Annotated in this window: 14 protein-coding genes; 2 read left to right on the top strand and 12 right to left on the bottom strand. The window is 72.8% G+C overall.

Going from position 1 to position 14,093, the window contains the following annotated elements; genetic code table 11:
* Positions 1-6: 6 nt before the first annotated feature.
* The 5 genes from tsaB to SKED_RS14365 form a co-directional block, all read right to left on the bottom strand.
* A complete protein-coding gene (gene tsaB, locus SKED_RS14345; protein WP_042438097.1) occupies positions 7-714 on the bottom strand; it encodes a tRNA (adenosine(37)-N6)-threonylcarbamoyltransferase complex dimerization subunit type 1 TsaB in 708 nt (235 codons plus the stop codon).
* A 4-nt stretch (positions 715-718) separates the two neighbouring features.
* Positions 719-1,309: a tRNA (adenosine(37)-N6)-threonylcarbamoyltransferase complex ATPase subunit type 1 TsaE gene (gene tsaE / locus SKED_RS14350; RefSeq protein WP_012867895.1), complete on the bottom strand. Its 591-nt coding sequence runs from the start codon at positions 1,307-1,309 to the stop codon at positions 719-721.
* 58 nt (positions 1,310-1,367) lie between these two features.
* Positions 1,368-2,621, bottom strand: a complete 1,254-nt coding sequence (alr, locus tag SKED_RS14355; protein ID WP_217167894.1) for an alanine racemase — start codon at positions 2,619-2,621, stop codon at positions 1,368-1,370.
* Between the two features lie 94 nt (positions 2,622-2,715).
* Positions 2,716-3,381, bottom strand: coding sequence for a nucleoside/nucleotide kinase family protein (locus tag SKED_RS14360; protein ID WP_012867897.1), 666 nt, complete (start codon positions 3,379-3,381; stop codon positions 2,716-2,718).
* Positions 3,378-5,108 (bottom strand): bifunctional ADP-dependent NAD(P)H-hydrate dehydratase/NAD(P)H-hydrate epimerase, encoded by a 1,731-nt coding sequence (locus SKED_RS14365; RefSeq protein ID WP_012867898.1) that lies wholly within the window; start codon positions 5,106-5,108, stop codon positions 3,378-3,380. The genes SKED_RS14360 and SKED_RS14365 overlap by 4 nt, the downstream gene beginning before the upstream one ends.
* Before the next feature lie 148 nt (positions 5,109-5,256).
* Here SKED_RS14365 and SKED_RS14370 point away from each other — a divergent pair, with 148 nt between their 5' ends.
* Positions 5,257-6,243: an LLM class F420-dependent oxidoreductase gene (locus SKED_RS14370; RefSeq protein WP_012867899.1), complete on the top strand. Its 987-nt coding sequence runs from the start codon at positions 5,257-5,259 to the stop codon at positions 6,241-6,243.
* A gap of 281 nt (positions 6,244-6,524) precedes the next feature.
* On the opposite strand, the gene SKED_RS14375 is transcribed toward SKED_RS14370, so the two are convergent.
* Positions 6,525-6,875, bottom strand: a complete 351-nt coding sequence (locus tag SKED_RS14375) for a holo-ACP synthase (RefSeq protein ID WP_012867900.1) — start codon at positions 6,873-6,875, stop codon at positions 6,525-6,527.
* A gap of 88 nt (positions 6,876-6,963) precedes the next feature.
* Entirely contained in the window at positions 6,964-8,829 is a 1,866-nt protein-coding gene (gene glmS / locus SKED_RS14380; protein ID WP_012867901.1) for a glutamine--fructose-6-phosphate transaminase (isomerizing), read from the bottom strand.
* 53 nt (positions 8,830-8,882) lie between these two features.
* On the opposite strand from glmS, the gene coaA reads away from it, so the two are divergent.
* On the top strand, positions 8,883-9,833 hold the full coding sequence (gene coaA, locus SKED_RS14385; RefSeq protein ID WP_012867902.1) for a type I pantothenate kinase: 951 nt from the start codon (positions 8,883-8,885) through the stop codon (positions 9,831-9,833).
* Here coaA and SKED_RS14390 read toward each other — a convergent pair.
* The 5 genes from SKED_RS14390 to rplM form a co-directional block, all read right to left on the bottom strand.
* A complete protein-coding gene (locus SKED_RS14390; RefSeq protein ID WP_012867903.1) occupies positions 9,814-10,536 on the bottom strand; it encodes a DedA family protein in 723 nt (240 codons plus the stop codon). The two genes, coaA and SKED_RS14390, sit on opposite strands and share 20 nt — an antisense overlap.
* Before the next feature lie 145 nt (positions 10,537-10,681).
* A complete protein-coding gene (locus SKED_RS14395) occupies positions 10,682-11,317 on the bottom strand; it encodes a peptide deformylase (protein WP_012867904.1) in 636 nt (211 codons plus the stop codon).
* Between the two features lie 97 nt (positions 11,318-11,414).
* Positions 11,415-12,761, bottom strand: coding sequence for a phosphoglucosamine mutase (glmM, locus tag SKED_RS14400; protein ID WP_042439374.1), 1,347 nt, complete (start codon positions 12,759-12,761; stop codon positions 11,415-11,417).
* Between the two features lie 119 nt (positions 12,762-12,880).
* The gene (gene rpsI / locus SKED_RS14405; protein ID WP_012867906.1) at positions 12,881-13,369 is read right to left on the bottom strand and encodes a 30S ribosomal protein S9; all 489 of its coding nucleotides are present in this window, start codon (positions 13,367-13,369) and stop codon (positions 12,881-12,883) included.
* Positions 13,370-13,416: 47 nt separating this feature from the next.
* On the bottom strand, positions 13,417-13,860 hold the full coding sequence (gene rplM, locus SKED_RS14410; protein ID WP_012867907.1) for a 50S ribosomal protein L13: 444 nt from the start codon (positions 13,858-13,860) through the stop codon (positions 13,417-13,419).
* Positions 13,861-14,093: the final 233 nt, after the last annotated feature.

The following is a 14,093-nucleotide window of genomic DNA, read 5'->3' on the forward strand; positions in this document are numbered from 1 at the left end:
CGGCCATCAGGTCGCCCGCTTCGGCGCGGCGGGCTCCTGGGCGTCGGGACGCCGCAGGTACAGCGGCTCGCTCGACATCTGCTCGCCCTGGGCGACACGGGCGAGGGCCAGGCGTGCGAGGTACGCGGGGTCGGGCAGGCACGGGGCGCCCTCACGGGTGTGGGTGCCCTCGAAGGCCTCGGGGTACAGCTCCGTGCCCTGACCGACGACGACGGCTCCCTCGGCCAGGCCGGCGGCGACCACGTCGGCGGCCGACCCGACCTCCGGGCCCGTCGTGGTGTGCACGGCGCGCGCGCCGAGCACCCCGACCTCGTCGACGGTGTAGCGGGCGTAGTAGACCTCGCGGCGGCGGGCGTCGGCGGCGACGAGCACGTGGGCGTCGTGCGGCAGGTCGAAGACCTCGGCCGTCTCGGAGGCGATCGCGTCGAGGCTCGAGATGCCGAACACCGGGATCTCGAGCGCCCGGGCCATGGTCCGGGCGGTGACCAGACCGACGCGCAGGCCGGTGAAGGGCGCGGGGCCCGTGCCGACCACCACGGCCTTGAGGTCCCCCGGTCGCAGGCCCGCCTCGGCGAGGACCTCTTCGATCATGGGGGCGAGGAGCTCGGCGTGGCGGCGCTGCTCGACCACCCGGCGTGCAGCGAGCTGCGTCCCCAGGTCGTCGAGGAGTGCGACGGCCACCGCCGCTGACGTGTCGAGCGCTAGAACTGCCACGTCCTCAGCCTACTGACTCGGCGGGGTCGGCGGGAGCCCGCGTCGGCTCGAGGGCTGTCGCCCCGGGCAGGTCCAGGCCGGCCCACCGGGCGCCGAACCCTTCGATCGTCACCTGGCGGGTGCCGGTCTCGGCGTCCTCGAGGATCGCGTCGAGCGCCTCCGCAGAGGCCTCGGCCGTGCCGTCGCCCGTCCCGCGGGGTCGGGAGATCGTCACCTCGAGGCGGTCGCGGGCGATCGACTCGACCAGGCCGCGACCCCACTCGACGACCGTCACCGACTCCTCGAGGCTGGCGTCGAGGTCGAGCGCGTCGACCTCCTCGAGCGAGCCGAGCCGGTACGCGTCGACGTGCACCAGCGCGGGTCCGTCGCCGAGCGGCGGGTGCACGCGCGCGATGACGAAGGTCGGCGAGGCCACCTGGCCCCGGACGTCCAGCCCGGAGCCGATGCCCTGGGTCAGGGTCGTCTTCCCCGCGCCCAGGTCACCGGTGAGCATGACCAGGTCGCCCGGCTGCAGGAGGCCCGCGAGGGCCCGCCCGAGTGCACGGGTCGAGTCGGCGTCGGGGAGGTCGGTCGTGAGGTGCGATGTACGTTCCACCCGACCAGTATCGCGCGGCACGCCAGGTGCTGGTGTCGTCGCGTGGTCCGGCCCGGTGTCAGCTCCCTGTCGGGGGCTCGGAGGTCTCGCCCTGCCCGGTCGGGGCGCCGTCCTCCGGTCCCCCGACGTACACGCGCGGCACGCGCGCGCCGAGGCGGGTGGTGATCTCGTAGCTGATGGTGCCTGCCGCGTCGGCCCAGTCCTGGGCGGTCGGGCCGCCGTCGGCACCGCTGCCGAAGAGCACCACGGTGTCCCCCGCCGCCTCGGTCGCCGCCGGTCCGAGGTCGACGACCACCTGGTCCATGCACACCCGGCCGGCGACACCGAGCGTCCTGGCCGTCGCGCCCGACCCGACCCGGACCGGCCCCCCGGTCGTGCCGGGCCCGCCCGAGGCGTGGCGCGGGACCCCGTCGGCGTACCCCACGGGGACGACACCCAGCACGGTGTCCTCGGTAGTCGTGTAGCGGTGCCCGTACGACACCCCGTGCCCGGCGGGGACGCGCTTGACGGTCGCGAGGCGCGCCTCGAGCGTCATCGCCGGGACCAGGCCGTAGTCGCCGGGCCCGCCGAGGTCGGGCACCGGGCTCAGCCCGTAGACGGCGAGGCCGGGGCGCACGAGGTCGTAGTGCAGCCGCGGAGCGGTGAGCGTGGCGGCCGAGTTGGCCAGGTGCCGCACCTCGAGGTGGGCACCGGCACGCTCCGCGAGACGCACGGCGTCGTCGAAGGCCTCGGCCTGAGCGAGCACGCTCGGGTGCTCCGGCTCGTCCGCGAGCGCGAGGTGCGACCAGATGCCGACGACCTCGAGCACCCCCTCCGACTGCGCCTGGACGGCGCGGGCGAGGACGTCGCCGAGCTCGTCCGGCATGACGCCGTTGCGGCCCAGCCCGGTGTCGACCTTCACGTGGACCCGGGCCGTGCGGCCGGTCTCGCGTGCTGCCGCCACGACCGCGTCGAGGGCCCAGACGTCGGCGACCGACACGTCGACGTCGGCGCGCAGCAGCTCTGCGTAGGGCGCCCCGGGGGCGGCGAGCCAGGTGAGGAGGCGGGTGGTCACCCCTGCGGCGCGCAGGTCGAGCGCCTCCTGCGCCTGGGCGGCGCCGAGCCACGTCGCGCCGCCGGCGACGGCGGCCCGGGCGGCCGGCACCAGGCCGTGCCCGTAGCCGTCGGCCTTGACCACGGCGAGGACCTGCGCCTGGCGGTCGGCAGAGGGGGCGGCGCGGCGCGCGAGCTCGGTGACGTTGGAGCGGATCGCCCCGAGGTCGACGACGGCGCGGGCGGGGAAGTAGCGGCTGGTCACGCTCCAGGATGTCACGGGAGGACTCGCTGGCACCGACCGACCCGGCTTCTCCTCGGGATCGCCCCGCTCCCTGCTCTCGACCTGACAGCGCACTCCCGCAGAGCGACCGTCACCCTTCGTCGGCGAGCCGCACCGTCCGGTCGGCCCGTGCGGCGGACGCCGCGACCAGCACGGCGTTGCGCTCGTCCGGGCCCAGGGCCCACTCCCGGGCGTCGTGCGGGCTGCGTCCGTAGCGCTCGTGCCGTGCGACGAGGCGCTCCCGGCGCAGGGCGTCGGGCACCTCGAGGAACCAGCTCTGGTCGAGCAGGTCGCGCACCGCGGACCACGGGCCGTCGTCGAGCAGCAGGTAGTTGCCCTCGGTGACGACCACCTCGACCTCCGGGCCGACCCGGACGGCGCCGGCGACCGGCTCCTCGATCTCCCGTCGGAACTCCGGGGCGTAGACCGCGTCGGTCGCGTCGCGCAGGCGTGCGAGCAGCGCCACGTACCCGCCGACGTCGAAGGTGTCCGGAGCCCCCTTGCGGTCGGCGCGGTCGAGGCGGTCCAGCTCGCGCTGGGCCAGGTGGAAGCCGTCCATGGGGACGAGCACCGCTGGGACCCCTGCGGCCCGCAGCGCGTCGACCAGCCGCTCCGCGAGGGTCGACTTCCCAGCACCCGGTGCGCCAGCGATACCGAGGAGATAGCGGCGGCTGGACCTGGCCTGTCTCAGCCCGGCCTGGAGGTCGACGACCAGCCCCGGCACGAGGTCCCCGTCGCTCGTGTGCTGTGACGTCATCCGCGCCTGCGCAGCAGCTCGGCGACGGTCCCGGGCAGGGCGTCGGCGACGTCGAGAGCGGCCACGGGTCCGCCGGGGTTCGCGCGGTGCGCGGCGCGCCCGTGCAGCAGCGCGGCGCTCGCCGCGAGCAGCGCCGGCAGCCCGGGGTCCTTGACGGCGTCGACCGAGTGCGCCGCCAGCAGCGATCCGAGCACCCCGGTGAGGACGTCGCCAGCCCCCGCGGTCGACAGCCAGGAGGGTCCGTCGGCCTGGGCGTAGGCACCCGTAGGTCCGACGACCACGGTGACCGCACCCTTGAGCAGGACAGTCGCACCGGTGAGGTCGCGGGCACGTCGCGCCCAGCGGAGCGGCTCGGCCTCGACCTCGGCACGCTCGACCTGGTCCCCGCGCGAGCGCAGCAGCTCGGCGAGCTCGCCGGCGTGCGGGGTGAGCACCACCCAGGGCGGGCAGCGGTCCGGCAGCAGCGGCAGGGCTCCCGCGTCGACGACCACCGGCACCGCGTCGCCGACGACGTCGGAGGACAGCTCGCCGGTGGCCTGGGCGAGGGCGTGCCGCACCCGGGTGCGCTGCGAGCGGGCTGGGTCGTCCGCCGACGACGGGGCTGCGGGGATCCCCGACCCCACGGCCCACGCCTGGACGCGGCCGGCGGCTGGCACCACCTCGGGCCGGGCAGCCAGGACGGCGGTCGTGACCGACGGGTCGCCCAGGTACCGGACCATCCCGATCCCGGTCCGCACCGCCCCCGAGACGGTGAGCACGGCGGCCCCCGGGAAGCGCTCCGTCCCGGCGACGACGCCGAGCACACCCCGCGTGTACTTGTGCGACGCTCCCGAGGGCTCCGCGACGACGCCCAGCCGGACGAGGTCGGCGGGCTCGAGACGCCGGACGGCCCCGGGGCGCAGGGTCCGCTCGACGTGGTCGTCGCGGCGCGGACGGCCTGTCGAGAGCCCCAGCCCGAGGTCGACGACCTCCACCTCGCCCGCGAGGGCGGCGGCGGGCGGCAGCAGGAGCCCGGGCTTGGCGGCGCCGAAGGTCACGGTGCGGTCGGCACGGAGCACCACGGACCGTCCGGTCGGCACGGTGCGCGCTGCTGTGACCGGCGGGAGCGTGCCGTCGTCGACCCCGGTCCCGCTCGGGACGTCGACGGCGACGACGAGCGGGCGCGGCGCCACGGCGCCGCCGAGGTCGTCGCGCCCGAGCCGGTCGAGCCGGTCGACGACCGCGGCGACCACGTCGGCGGCGAGCCCGCGGAGACCGCCCGAGGCACCGATGCCGAGGATCCCGTCGAGGACGACGTCGGCCGCGACCACGTGCCGGGCGACCTCATCGACGGTCCGCCCGGAGGCGTGCACGACGCGTCCACCGGCGGCGCGCAGCGCTGCGAGTCCCGCGGGGTGCACCCGGTCGTCGAGCAGCACGGCGCTCACCTGCACCCCGCGCGCGGCGAGGCGGGCGCCCGCGAAGAGCGTGTCACCGCCGTTGTTCCCCGACCCGACGAGCAGCCGAGCCGTCGCCCCACGGACACCGGCCCGACGCGCACCGAGGCCGGCACGCGCACCAGCACCAGCACCCGCACTCGCACCGTCCGACGACTCACGACGCGACCTCAGCTCGCGGAGGACGACGCCGGCGAGCGCCCAGGAGGCGCGCTGCATGAGGGGCTCGCCGCGGGCGAGCAGGGGCTCTTCAGCAGCGCGGACAGACCGCGCGTCGTGTGCCTCGATCATCTCGCCATCATGCCCGAGAGGGCCTCTGACCTCGACCGGTGCGAGACACGGCGGAGCTCCGAGGGTGGACGCGGGAAGAGGTGCAGGAGGGACCAGGGTGCAGCCCGCTCCCCCGCGCCCGGAGGCCGCCGACCGTAAGGTAGGTCACATGCGATTCGGACTCTTCATCCCCCAGGGCTGGCGCCAGGACCTCACCGGCATCGCGCCAGCCGACCAGTGGGCCGTCATGGACGGCCTGGCCCAGCACGCGGACGAGGGCTCGGCCTTCGACTCCGTGTGGGTCTACGACCACTTCCACACCGTCCCCGAGCCGACCGAGGAGGCCACGCACGAGGCCTGGTCCCTCATGGCGGCCTTCGCGGCGTCGACGTCGCGCGTCAAGCTCGGCCAGATGTGCACCTGCATGGCGTACCGGAACCCCGCGTACCTGGCGAAGGTCGCGACGACCGTCGACGTGATCAGCGGCGGCCGGGCGCAGATGGGCATCGGGGCGGGCTGGTACGAGCACGAGTGGCGCGCGTACGGCTACGGCTTCCCGCGTGCGGGCGAGCGCTTGGACATGCTCGATGAGGGCGTGCAGATCATGCGCCAGATGTGGACCGAGGGCACGGCGACCCTCGACGGGAAGCACTACCAGGTGGACGGCGCCCGCAACTACCCGCTGCCCCTCCAGGAGGGTGGCATCCCGCTGTGGATCGCCGGCGGCGGCGAGAAGAAGACGCTGCGCATCGCCGCGCAGCACGCCGACTACACGAACTTCGACGGCACGGCCGAGACCTTCACGGCCAAGTCGGAGATCCTCCGCGGCCACTGCGAGCGCGTGGGACGCGACTTCGCGGAGATCACCCGGTCCGCCAACTACAACGTGATCATCGGCGAGACCGCCAAGGACGTCGAGGACCGCCTGGCCTGGGTCGGCGAGCACTACGCCAAGACCGTCCCCAGCAAGGCCGCCGAGACCGTCGAGTCCCTCCGCCAGGGCCCCCTCGTCGGCACCCCCGAGCAGATCACCGAAGAGCTCCACCGCCTCGAGAAGCTCGGCATGACGTACGCCATCACATACTTCTCCGAAGCCGCCTACGACCGCTCCGGCATCGAACTCTTCGAGTCCCAGGTCGTCCCGCACCTCAGCTAGGACGACCCGACGTCGGCCGGTCGACCACCCCTCGACCGGCCGACGTCGAACGGCGCACGATGCGCCAGCAAGCCGCCCCCGTCAGGCGATGCGCAGCGAGCCGTCCCCGTCAGGCGATGCGCCAGCGAGCCGTCCCGACGCCGCAGGCGAGCAGAAGCTCTCCCGAGGCAGCGGGGCGCAGCGATCGTCGGCGCGATCGTGGTGGGCCTGGCACGGCGTGCCCAGGCACGCCGCGGAGATCGCGCCGTCGATCGCGGAGCCCCGCGGACCCCACACAGACGTCAGCTCTCCGCCACCACCATGGCGGTGGCGATGCCCCCGTCGTGCGACAGCGACAGGTGGAAGTACGCCACCCCGAGCTCCGCCGCCCGTGCCGCCACCGTCCCCCGTGCCTCGACGACGGGCGCCCCGCCGCGGACGCGCGGGATGGTGCAGTCGTGCCAGAGCAGGTTGCCTGGTGCCCCGAGGGCCTTGGCGAGGGCTTCTTTGGCGGCGAAGCGCGCGGCGAGCGACGACGGCGCGAGGTCACGCTCGGGTGGGGTGAAGAGCTTCTCGCGGAGGCGGGGCGCGCGCTCGAGGGTGGCCATGAAGCGGGCGATGTCGACGACGTCGACGCCGACGCCGACGATCACGGGGTGCGTCCTGTGGTGGGCGCTGACGCGCGGACGGCCGCCGCCACCGGGTGGGTGGCGACGGCCGTGGCCTGCGGGTGGGTCGTGGTCACTCGACCGTGACGGACTTCGCGAGGTTGCGGGGCTGGTCGACGTCGAGGCCGCGGGCGGTCGCGAGCTCGCAGGCGAAGATCTGGAGCGGGACGACGGTGAGCAGCGGCGACAGGAGCGTCGGTGCCTGCGGGACCCAGAAGACCTCGTCGGCGAAGGGCAGGACGGCCTCGTCGCCGTCTTCGGCGATGACGAGGGTGCGGGCTCCGCGGGCGCGGATCTCCTGGATGTTGGAGATGACCTTGGAGTGGAGGGAGTAGCGACCCCGGGGTGAGGGCACGATGACGAACACGGGCTGGCCGGGCTCGATGAGCGCGATGGGGCCGTGCTTGAGCTCGCCGGCGGCGAAGCCTTCGGCGTGGATGTAGGCGAGCTCCTTGAGCTTGAGCGCGCCTTCCATGGCGACGGGGAACCCGACGTGGCGTCCGAGGAACAGGACGGAGGAGGTGTCGGCCATCCAGCGGGCGATCTCGCGGACGCGGCCGCCGCGGTCGATGACCTCTTGGATCTTGCCGGGCATGTCGCGGAGCTCGTCGTAGATCTTGGCGATCTCGTCGGGGAACATGTTGCCGCGCAGCTGGGCGAGGTAGAGGCCGAGGAGGTACGCGGCGGTGATCTGGGAGAGGAACGCCTTGGTGGAGGCGACGGCGATCTCGGGGCCGGCGTGGGTGTAGAGGACGGCGTCGGACTCGCGGGGGATGGTGGACCCGTGGGTGTTGACGATGGAGATGACCTTGGCGCCCTGCTCGCGGGCGTGGCGGACGGCCATGAGGGTGTCCATGGTCTCGCCGGACTGGGTGATGGCGACGACGAGGGTCTTCTCGTTGACGACGGGGTCGCGGTAGCGGAACTCGTGGGCGAGCTCGACCTCGACGGGGATGCGGCACCAGTGCTCGATGGCGTACTTGGCGACGTGGCCGGCGTAGGCGGCGGTGCCGCAGGCGATGACGACGATCTTGTCGACGGTGCGGAGGACGGCCTCGTCGATGCGCAGGTCGTCGAGGACGAGGCGTCCTTCGAGGTCGGTGCGTCCGAGGAGGGTGTCGCCGACGGCCTGGGGCTGGTCGTGGATCTCCTTGTCCATGAAGGAGGCGAAGCCACCCTTCTCGGCGGCGTCGGCGTCCCAGTCGACGGTGAAGCGGCGGGGCTCGACGGTGGTGCCGTCGAAGTCGATGACGGAGACGGCGTCGGGGGTGATGGTGGCGATCTGGTCCTGGCCGAGCTCGAGGGCCTCGCGGGTGAAGGCGATGAAGGCTGCGACGTCGGAGCCGAGGAAGTTCTCGCCCTCGCCGAGGCCGACGACGAGCGGGGAGTCGTGGCGTGCGCCGACGACGGTGTCGGGCCGGTCGGCGTGGACGGCGAGGAGGGTGAAGGTGCCCTCGAGGCGGACGGCGGTGCGGCGCATGGCCTCGGTGAGGTCGCCGGCTGCGGCGAGCTCCTTGGCGAGGAGGTGCGCGGCGACCTCGGTGTCGGTCTCGGAGAGGAAGGTCACTCCGTCGGCGGCGAGCTCGAGGCGCAGGGCGGCGAAGTTCTCGACGATGCCGTTGTGGATGACGGCGAGGCGTCCGCCGTCGGCGAGGTGGGGGTGGGCGTTGAGGTCGTTGGGCGCTCCGTGGGTGGCCCAGCGGGTGTGGCCGATGGACGCGGTGGCCTCGGGCAGGGGGTGCGCCTCGAGCTCGGCCGTGAGGTTGACCAGCTTTCCGGCCTTCTTGGTCGACATGACGTGCTCGGCGCCGGGGGTGACCAGGGCGATGCCCGCTGAGTCGTACCCGCGGTACTCGAGCCGCTTGAGACCGTTGAGCGCCACCTCGAGGGGGCGCGAGGAGGGGGCTTGCGAGCCGACGTAACCAACAATTCCGCACATGGTCCCAGAGTCTAGACGACGCGCACCGCTCGGCGATCAGGCAGAATCGTCTGGTGGTCGCCCAGAACATCGTCCCTGCGTCTCCCTACGTCGATCTCGACAGGGCTGCGTGGTACCGGCTCTCCGAGTCGACGCCTCTCCCGCTGACCGACGACGACGTCGACCGGTTGCGTGGTCTCGGCGACCCGGTCGACCTGGCGGAGGTGGACGCGGTGTACCGCCCGTTGTCGCGCCTGCTGAACCTGTACGTGTCGACGGCGGCGAGCCTGCACCAGGCGACGTCGACGTTCTTGCGGGAGGACTCGGGGCGGACGCCGTACGTCATCGGGGTCGCGGGTTCGGTCGCGGTGGGCAAGTCGACGACGGCGCGCGTGCTGCGCGAGATGATGGCGCGCTGGCCGGACACGCCGCGTGTGGAGCTGGTCACGACGGACGGCTTCCTGTACCCGAACGCGGAGCTCGAGCGTCGTGGCCTCATGGAGCGCAAGGGGTTCCCGGAGTCGTACGACCGCCGGGCGCTCATCCGGTTCTTGTCGAAGGTCAAGGCGGGACGCCCTGAGGTGCGGGCGCCGGTGTACGACCACCTGACGTACGACATCGTGCCGGGCGCGGAGACGGTGGTGCACCGTCCGGACGTGCTCATCGTCGAGGGCCTGAACGTGCTGCAGCCGGCGCGGGCGACGCAGTCGGGGTCTGACCTGTCGGTGAGCGACTTCTTCGACTTCTCGATCTACGTGGACGCGAGGACGAGCGACGTGCGGCAGTGGTACGTGGACCGGTTCTTGTCGCTGCGCTCGACGGCCTTCGCGCGGCCGGAGTCGTACTTCCACCGGTACGCGACGCTGTCCGACGACGAGGCTGCTGCGCGTGCGGAGCACATCTGGGACACGATCAACGAGCCGAACCTGCTGCAGAACGTGGCGCCGACGCGCAGCCGCGCGACGCTGGTGCTGCACAAGGGTGCGGACCACTCGGTGGAGCGGGTCAGGCTCCGGAAGATCTGAGGAGCGCGGGGACCGGGGTCTCCGGGACGGGCTCGGCGCCGGTCTCGGCGTCGGTCTCCAGGCGCCCGGCGGGGCCGGGGAGCTCTGCGCCGCCGAGGAGCCGTCCGACGACGAGGTCGACGAGGTACCCGAGGGCGATGCCGCCGACGACCCCCACGGCCATGGCGAGCAGGGGTCGGTCGCCGAGCCAGACGCCGGACCCGACGCCGATGACGGTCGAGTAGACGGCCCAGGTGACGCCGCCCAGGCCGGCGAGGGCGAGGAACCGCGGGACGGGGATACGGATGGCCCCGGCGGTCATGTTGACGGCGACGCGTCCGACGGGCACGTAGCGCGCGGAGATGATGAAGCGTGCGGGTCGCGCGGCGAGGGACCGCTCGGCCCAGTCGAAGGCGGTCTGGACGCGCCGCGCGCGGAGCAGCCGCCAGCCGCGGATGTCGAGGCGTCGGCCGAGGAGGTAGGCGGTGGAGTCACCGACCACGGCTCCGACGGCAGCGGTGGCGACGATGGCCCAGAGGGGCGGTCCGCCGGTCGACACGGCGTAGGCCGCCACCGCGATGACGAGCGTCTCGCTCGGCACCGGCGGGAAGAACGCGTCGACGACGACGAACACGAACAGGACGACGAACACCCAGGGCGAGGCGGCGAGCCCGACGGCCCAGGTCTCGACGGTGTGCAGCACGCTCTCGGCCAGCTCCAGCACGTGCTCGGTCCCCTCGTCGTCCCTGCGTCGGTCTGCTAGGACCAGCGTAGGAACGCGGGACCTGCGACCGCATCGGGGGTGACCCCGACCTGTCCCTGACAGTTCAGCACGGGGTCTCAGGGGCCGGCATCGGCCGTGAGGATGATCAGGCGAGCGGGAAGATGAGACTCTCGGATGCCTCGGTCAGTCCAGAAGGACCAGACCAGAGGGTGCCGAGGTTGTCGTTCGTCGCGAGCGAGCGGGTCTCGGCGTGGTCGATGTACAGCTGTCCGCGCAGGTGGTCGGTCTCGTGCTGGACGATCCGCGCGGGCCAGCCGGTGAGCTGCTCGTCGAGGGCGCGACCGGTCTCGTCCTGCCCGGTGAGCCGCACGGTGCGGTGCCGGGCGACGACGGCCTGGTAGCCCTCGACGCTGAGGCACCCCTCGTAGAACGAGCGGACCTCGTCGCCGACGCCCTCGTAGGAGGGGTTGACCAGCACGCGGTGCTCGAGCGGGGTGCGCTCGCGCGGGTCCTCGGGGTCGGTGGACCCGGCGTCGTGCAGGACGGCGATCTGGAGCCCGATGCCGATCTGGGGGGCCGCGAGGCCGACCCCGGGGGCGTCGACCATGGTGAGGCGCATGGAGTCCAGGAGCGCGGGGAGCAGGTCGCCGAGCTGGCCGTCGTAGGCGGCGGCCGGCTGGCGCAGCACCGGGTGCCCGGCCTGGACGATCGGCAGCACACCGCGGTCGAAGGTGTCGAGGTAGCGCTCGACGGCGTCGCGGAAGGACGTCGAGGTGGTCATCTCTGGTGCTCCTGGGTCAGCGGTGGCGGAGTTCGACGTGGGTCAGCCGTGCGTGCGGGGGTGCCGGGCGAGGCTCGCACCTCGCCCGGCACGGACGCTACAGGGCGAGGCGCTCACGGACGACGTCGGCGAGGGAGTTGGCGACCGTGTCGGCCTGCTCCTGGGTCGCGGCCTCGACCATGACGCGCACGAGCGACTCGGTCCCGGAGGGTCGGAGCAGGACGCGTCCGGTCTCGCCGAGCCCGGCCTCTGCCTCGGCGACGGCGGCGAGGACGTCGGGGTCGGCGCTGGCGCGGCTCTTGTCGACGCCCTTGACGTTGACGAGGGCCTGCGGCAGGCGACCGATGACGGAGGCGAGCTCGGACATCGTCTTCTTGGTCTCGGCCAGGCGGCTCAGCAGGTGCAGGGCGGTGAGCGTCCCGTCGCCGGTGGTGGCGTAGTCGGTGAGCAGCACGTGGCCGGACTGCTCTCCGCCGACGGAGTAGCCGCTGCGGCGCATCTCCTCGAGGACGTAGCGGTCGCCGACCGCGGTCTCGACGGTGCGGATGCCGGACTTCTGCATGGCGAGCTTGAGCCCGAGGTTCGACATCACGGTCGTGACCAGGGTGCCGTTGGTGAGGGTGCCGCGCTCGGCGTGCGCCTGCGCGAGGATCCCCATGATCTGGTCGCCGTCGACGATGTTGCCGTCCTCGTCGGCGGCGATGCAGCGGTCGGCGTCGCCGTCGAAGGAGACGCCCGCGTGGGCCCAGTGGCCGACGGTCGCGGCGGCCATGCGCCGCGGGTGGGTGGCCCCGTAGCCGGAGTTGATGTTGATGCCGTCGGGGTACGAGCCGATGACGACGACCTCGGCGCCCGCGCGGCGCAGGGCCTCGGGGCCGACCTCGCTGGCCGCGCCGTTGGCGGAGTCGACGACGACCTTGAGGCCGTCGAGGCGGTGCGGGACGGTCGAGACGAGGAAGTCGACGTAGCGCCAGACGGCGGTGTAGTCCTGCGTCATGCGGCCGACGTCGGCGCCGAGCGGGCGGTCCCAGTCGGCGCGCAGGCGGGCCTCGATCTGGTCCTCGACCTCGTCGGCCAGCTTGTAGCCGGAACGGTCGAAGAACTTGATCCCGTTGTCTTCCATCGGGTTGTGCGACGCCGAGAGCATGACGCCGAGGTCGACGTCCATGCTGTGGGTCAGGTAGGCCACCGCGGGGGTGGGCACGACGCCGACGTCGACGACGTCGACACCGGCGCTCGCCAGTCCGGCGCACACGGCGGCCGAGAGGAACTCGCCCGAGGCGCGCGGGTCGCGTCCGACGACGGCCTTGGGGCGGTGGCCCGAGAAGACGCCGCGCTGGCCGAGGACGTGCGCGGCGGCGACTGCGAGGTCGAGAGCGATCTCGGCCGTGACATCACGGTTCGCGAGTCCGCGCACACCGTCTGTTCCGAAGATACGAGCCATCTGCTGGTACACCCCTGTGGGAAGAGAGAGTTCACGACGACGGGGGTACGCAGCCCGCCGGTCACACGGCGAACGGCCCCGATGGGGTCACCATCGGGGCCGTCGCGGAGCGCGAGAGATCAGCGCTTGGAGTACTGCGGTGCCTTGCGGGCCTTCTTGAGACCGGCCTTCTTGCGCTCGACGACGCGTGCGTCGCGAGTGAGGAAGCCAGCCTTCTTGAGGGTCGCGCGGTTGTGCTCCTCGTCGATCTCGTTGAGGGCACGGGCGATGCCGAGGCGCAGTGCGCCGGCCTGGCCGGACGTGCCGCCACCGACGATGCGGGCGATGACGTCGAAGCGACCCTCGACGTCGACCAGCTTCAGCGGGGAGTTGACGAGCTGCTGGTGGACCTTGTTCGGGAAGTAGCCCTCGAGCGTGCGCCCGTTGATCTTCCACTGTCCGGTGCCGGGGACGAGACGCACGCGTGCGACCGCCTCCTTGCGACGTCCCAGGGCCTGGGCCGGCGCCGTGATGCTCTGGCCACGGCCCGCGGGGGCGGTGGTCTCAGAGGTGTAGGTGCTGGGTGCTTCTTCGTCCAGCGCGTCGATGTCGACGGTGGTCTCCGCCACGGTGATGTCCTCGCGTCCTTGGTATGTCTGCTCAGCAGGCGCGGGGCCTACTGGGCGACCTGGGTGATCTCGAACGGCTTCGGCTGCTGCGCAGCGTGGGGGTGCTCAGTGCCACGGTAGACCTTGAGCTTGCCCAGCTGGTTGCGGCCGAGGGTGGTCTTCGGGAGCATGCCGCGGACGGCCTTCTCCACTGCGCGCTCCGGGTGCTTCTCGAGCAGGTCGGAGTACGCGACAGCACGCAGACCACCCGGGTAGCCGGAGTGGGTGTAGGCCAGCTTCTGCTCGCGCTTGTTGCCGGTCAGGGCGACCTTGTCCGCGTTGATGACGATGACGAAGTCACCGCCGTCGACGTGCGGAGCGAAGGTGGCCTTGTGCTTGCCACGGAGCAGAGTCGCCACGTGGGTAGCGAGGCGGCCCAGGACGACATCGGTCGCGTCGATGACGTACCAGTCACTCTGGACGTCGCCGGGCTTCGGGGTGTACGTACGCACGGTCGTAGCCTTCGTTTCGTATCGTGTTCTTGCCAGACGCAGAGTTCTGCGGCCGGCGAGGTCGGCGAGCGCTCCGTCTCAGACCTAGCGAGTGGGCGCACCGGTCACGTATGGAAGCACAACGACTAGTCACACTATCTGCTCCACGGGTCGCCGGTCAAAACCGACTACGTCACAGCGGGGCGCCGCAGAAGTCCGCGGAACCCCTCGCCGGACCCTCGGGTCCGGGCCCG

This window comes from Sanguibacter keddieii DSM 10542, from assembly GCF_000024925.1.
In the GTDB taxonomy this organism is placed as follows: Bacteria; Actinomycetota; Actinomycetes; order Actinomycetales; family Cellulomonadaceae; genus Sanguibacter; species Sanguibacter keddieii.

Bases quoted from the DNA above. Each gene is read 5' to 3' on its own strand.
- SKED_RS14360 (WP_012867897.1), bottom strand. From the start codon at position 3,381: ATGACGTCACAGCACACGAGCGACGGGGACCTCGTGCCGGGGCTGGTC.
- SKED_RS14365 (WP_012867898.1), bottom strand. From the start codon at position 5,108: ATGATCGAGGCACACGACGCGCGGTCTGTCCGCGCTGCTGAAGAGCCC.
- SKED_RS14370 (WP_012867899.1), top strand. From the start codon at position 5,257: ATGCGATTCGGACTCTTCATCCCCCAGGGCTGGCGCCAGGACCTCACC.
- glmS (WP_012867901.1), bottom strand. From the start codon at position 8,829: ATGTGCGGAATTGTTGGTTACGTCGGCTCGCAAGCCCCCTCCTCGCGC.
- SKED_RS14395 (WP_012867904.1), bottom strand. From the start codon at position 11,317: ATGACCACCTCGACGTCCTTCCGCGACGCCGTCGAGCGCTACCTCGAC.
- glmM (WP_042439374.1), bottom strand. From the start codon at position 12,761: ATGGCTCGTATCTTCGGAACAGACGGTGTGCGCGGACTCGCGAACCGT.